This is a genomic window from Pseudorhodobacter antarcticus (assembly GCF_900110135.1).
Classification (GTDB): domain Bacteria; phylum Pseudomonadota; class Alphaproteobacteria; order Rhodobacterales; family Rhodobacteraceae; genus Pseudorhodobacter; species Pseudorhodobacter antarcticus.
This window is the reverse complement of the sequence record NZ_FOCO01000109.1, coordinates 1-1,527: the sequence shown is the minus strand read 5'-3', so window position 1 is coordinate 1,527 and position 1,527 is coordinate 1. Positions and strand designations below refer to the sequence as shown.

1 protein-coding gene is annotated in these 1,527 nt (G+C 59.3%); it reads right to left on the bottom strand.

All coding sequences use genetic code 11. From position 1 onward, the window contains the following. Positions 1–28 precede the first annotated feature (28 nt). The coding region (gene tnpC / locus BMY36_RS19095) for an IS66 family transposase (protein ID WP_139194169.1) at positions 29–1,527 on the bottom strand (1,499 nt) is incomplete at its 5' end.

Genomic DNA, 1,527 nt, shown 5'->3' with positions numbered 1-1,527 from the left:
GTATCCGTCCGGTCTGACTGGTGTTGACTTATTCGGCAGCCCAGTTCCATGGCATGAGTTCTTCGAGGCGGGTCATCTTGTGGTCTGCAACGCGCTCGAGAACCCAGCGAAGCCAGGCTTCGGGATCTACCTTGTTCATGCGGGCGGTTTCGATGAGCGTGTAGGCTATGGCCGCAGCTTCACCGCCGCCCTTTGATCCCATGAAGAGATAGTTTTTGCGGCCGAGAGTCACCGGCCGAATTGATCGCTCACAGATGTTGTTGTCCAGCTCGAGCTGGCCGTTTTCAAGATAGGCCCGGGCCTTGGGCATGCGACCGAGCGCATAGCGGATAGCCTCGGCCAGCGACGATTTGCCGGAGATCTTGGGCAATTGCAGCTGCAGCCAGACTTCGAGATTGTCGAAGACCGGCTTTGCCTTTTCCAGCCGCAGGGCAACGCGCTCTTCAGCAGGCTTGTAGCGCGCCTCTTTTTCCACTGCATAAAGGGCAGCGATCCGTTTGATCGCTTCCTCAGCAATGGCAGAGCCTTCGCGCTCGTAGACCTCGACAAATTTGCGGCGCACATGAACCATGCAGGCCTGCTCGCTGGCCTTGCCGTCCCCGAACAGACCGTTGAAGCCGGTATAGCCGTCCGCATGCACGACCCCTTTGTAACCAGACAAATGGCTGACCGGATGTTCCCCCTTACGATCCACGCTGAACTGATACCACGCGCAGGGCCGTGCCTGTCCCTGCCATGGGCGTTCGTCACGCACATAGCTCCACAGCCGGGCGGTTTGGGTCTTTTTTGTCTTGCCCTTGGTTTGCATTTTAACGGGCGTGTCGTCGGCGAACAGCGCTGGTCCGGCCCGCGCCAGTTTGCCGATGTGGTTGGCCAAGGGTTCCATCAGCGCCGTAGAACGGCCCACCCAATCGGTCAGCGTGGAACGATGCAGATCAACCTTGTCCCGGGCATAGATCCCGGACTGACGATATAATGGCAGGTGATCGCAATATTTGCTGACCAGCACATGGGCGAGCAGGCCAGGACCGGGGCGTCCACGCGTGATCGGGCGCGAAGGCAACTCGGCCTGGGCGAAAGCCTCGCAGCAGGTGCAGGTCATGCGGGGGCGCACGATCCGCTTCACAACGAAGTGGCCGGGGACGTATTCCAACTCTTCGGTGACATCTTCGCCGAGTTGCTTGAGCTTACCACCGCAATTGCCGCAGGCGTTGCCGGGCGAGAGTATCTCTTCCTGGCGCTCAAGGTGGTCAGGCAGCGGAGCGCGATTGTGGGAGCGCTTGGCTGGGGTGGTCTCATCCGCTTCATCTTTGGATGCTGTCTTTTGTGCCTCGGCGGCCGCTTCAATCTCGGTGTCTTCCTGCAGATCGAAAGCCAGCTGATCCAGACTCTCGGACTTGGCCCCGAAACGGGCTTTCCGATGTGCCGCCAGTTCCTTCTTCAGCTTCTCGATCTGGTAGGCCTGCGACTTGATGTGCTCACCCATCTGGAAGACCAATCCCTTCAGCTCTGAAGGGTCATCAGGTA